Raw genomic sequence first — 2,276 nt, 5'->3', positions numbered from 1 at the left:
TGCGCCGCTGGACGGGCGCGGCCGCCCTGGTCAGGCCCGCGACCGAGGGCGGCACGGTGCTGGTGCTGGCCGAGCCCACGCTGCGGCCGGTCCAGGCGCTGGTGCGCTGGGATCCCGCCGGGCACGCGGCCCGCGAACTGGCCGAGCGGGCCGAACTGGGCTTCCCACCCGTCTCGCGGATGGCCTCCGTGACCGGGAGCCCGGCGGCGGTGGCCGCACTGGTCGAGCTGGCCCGGCTGCCCGAGGGGGCCGCCGTCCTGGGACCGGTCCCGGTGTCCGGCGACCGGCCGGGCGGACCGCGCGGGGCCGGGGACGCCCCGGCGGGGGAGCACAGGGAGCGGATGCTGATCAGGGTCCCGCCGGGCAGCGGGGCGGCGCTGGCCGCCGCTCTCAAGGCCGCACAGGTGGCCCGTACGGCGCTCAAGCAGACCGATCAGGTCCTGGTCCGCATCGACCCGCTGGACATCGGCTGACCGGTCCCCAGAGACCCAGGACGTCCGGTCCGGTTCTGGACATGGCGCCGCCCCGGCGTCCGACCTGTCGGCGTGGCGGGCGGCGGGGCGGCTGGTCCTGCGGAAACGCACCGCGGGTGGTGCGGGTGCGGTGCGGTGGTGCGGGTGGTGCCGCTCAGCCGCTGCGCGGACCGGGAAGCGCGCCGGGGAAGGCGTCCTCCCGGGCGTTGGCCGGCAGATGTCCCGGCACATGTCCCGGCATCTGCTGCGGCAGCTGCGCGGGCAACGGCCCGGACCCCTGCGAGGGCAGGTGCCCGGACATCGGCCCGGCCGGCTGCCCCGACATCGGCGCGGACATCTGGTCCGGCATCGAGCGCGCCGCCGGCACGCCGGCCATCGGGGGAGCGGACGCCGCGGCGTGCACCCCCGTGGTGTCCGGCTGCGAGGACTCGTCCTCCGTACCGTGGACGGCATGGCGGCGCGCCCCGTACCGGCGGTGCACCGCCTGTTTCGTCACCCCGAGGGCGGAGCCCACCGCGTCCCAGGAGAACCCCAGCGAGCGGTCGAACTCCACCGCCGCCGTGACCAGGGTCTCCACACTGTCGCGGAGTTCCTGGGCGAGCCGCACGGTGGGTGCGGGGGCGCGTCCGTAGACGACGAATCCGGCGGCGGGACCGCTGCGCCGCGGTCGGTACACATTGCCCAGCTGGGCGGTCAGGGTCCGTAGCGCGTCCACCTGTCGGCGGACCCTTTCGATGTCCCGCACCAGTAGGTGCAGGCTTGCCCGGGCCTGGGCGTCATGGGTTGCGTGGTCGGGCATCAACAAGCCTCTCCAACCGGCGTTGATAAGGATCGGGCCGTGTCCGTGGTGTGATGGCCCTTTTTCGGTCAATCTCTCTTGACCAACGCTCCAGCGGGCCATCGAGTCACGCATCAGGGGGCGTGCTGATGTTTCCGGGGGGCGCGAACGACCGCGTGCACCCCCGAACGGGTCGGCCCCTAGAATTGGACGGCCCCCAGCTACCGCTGGGAGGTGCCCCCACAGCCACATCCCCCGAACTTCGTCCGGGGGTGCCCCCAGGGGTGCCGCCCGCTCCGTCCGACCCGGGAGCCCGCCAGCCGTGTCCGTCACGCCCATCCGCCTCTTCGGCGACCCGGTGCTGCGCATGACGGCGCAGCCTGTCACCACCTTCGACAAGGAACTCCGCACCCTCGTCCAGGATTTGACCGAGACCATGCAGGCGGCGCCGGGCGCCGGCCTCGCGGCCCCGCAACTGGGCGTCTCGCTGCGGGTCTTCACCTACTTCGTCGACGGCGAAATGGGGCATCTGGTCAACCCGGACCTCACGCTCAGCGAGGAGGAGCAGGACGGCCCCGAGGGCTGTCTGTCGCTCCCCGGCCTGACCTACGACTGCGTCCGCTCCTACGGTGTCGTCGCCAAGGGCTTCAACATGTACGGCGACCCGGTCACCATCGAGGGCACCCAGCTGCTGGCCCGCTGCATCCAGCACGAGACCGACCACCTCGACGGCATCATCTTCATCGACCGGCTCGACGCCGAGCAGCGCAAGGCCGCGATGAAGGCGATCCGGGAGGCGGAGTGGGCGGACCTGGGCGTGCCGCAGGTGAAGGTCTCCCCGCACAGCACCTTCGGCAGCGCGCTGTGAGTCCGGCCGCCCGAACCGCTGCCCTGACCGCTGCCCTGACCGCCGTCCGACCCGCCGCGCGGACCACCGCCCACGGCCGTCCCCCCTGCCAACGAGAGGCACAGAACCCACGATGAGGCTCGTCTTCGCAGGCACTCCCGAGGTCGCCGTCCCCGCC

General features: G+C 73.5%; 2 protein-coding genes and 1 pseudogene. 2 read left to right on the top strand and 1 reads right to left on the bottom strand.

What is annotated here, in order from left to right; all coding sequences use genetic code 11:
- Positions 1-473, top strand: a pseudogene (locus O3W51_RS30700) (primosome assembly protein PriA); the annotation flags it as partial.
- A gap of 154 nt (positions 474-627) precedes the next feature.
- Here the strand turns inward: O3W51_RS30700 and O3W51_RS30695 are convergent.
- Positions 628-1,272 carry a hypothetical protein gene (locus O3W51_RS30695; protein ID WP_138353000.1) on the bottom strand — a complete coding sequence of 215 codons (645 nt, stop codon included), beginning with the start codon at positions 1,270-1,272 and terminating at the stop codon, positions 628-630.
- A gap of 301 nt (positions 1,273-1,573) precedes the next feature.
- Here O3W51_RS30695 and def point away from each other — a divergent pair, with 301 nt between their 5' ends.
- Entirely contained in the window at positions 1,574-2,119 is a 546-nt protein-coding gene (gene def / locus O3W51_RS30690) for a peptide deformylase (RefSeq protein ID WP_138353001.1), read from the top strand.
- Positions 2,120-2,276: the final 157 nt, after the last annotated feature.

It is taken from the genome of Streptomyces sp. H39-C1 (genome assembly GCF_027158125.1).
Classification (GTDB): Bacteria; Actinomycetota; Actinomycetes; order Streptomycetales; family Streptomycetaceae; genus Actinacidiphila; species Actinacidiphila fildesensis.
The sequence above is the reverse complement of the archived record's forward strand: the minus strand, read 5'-3'. Positions and strand labels throughout refer to the sequence as shown.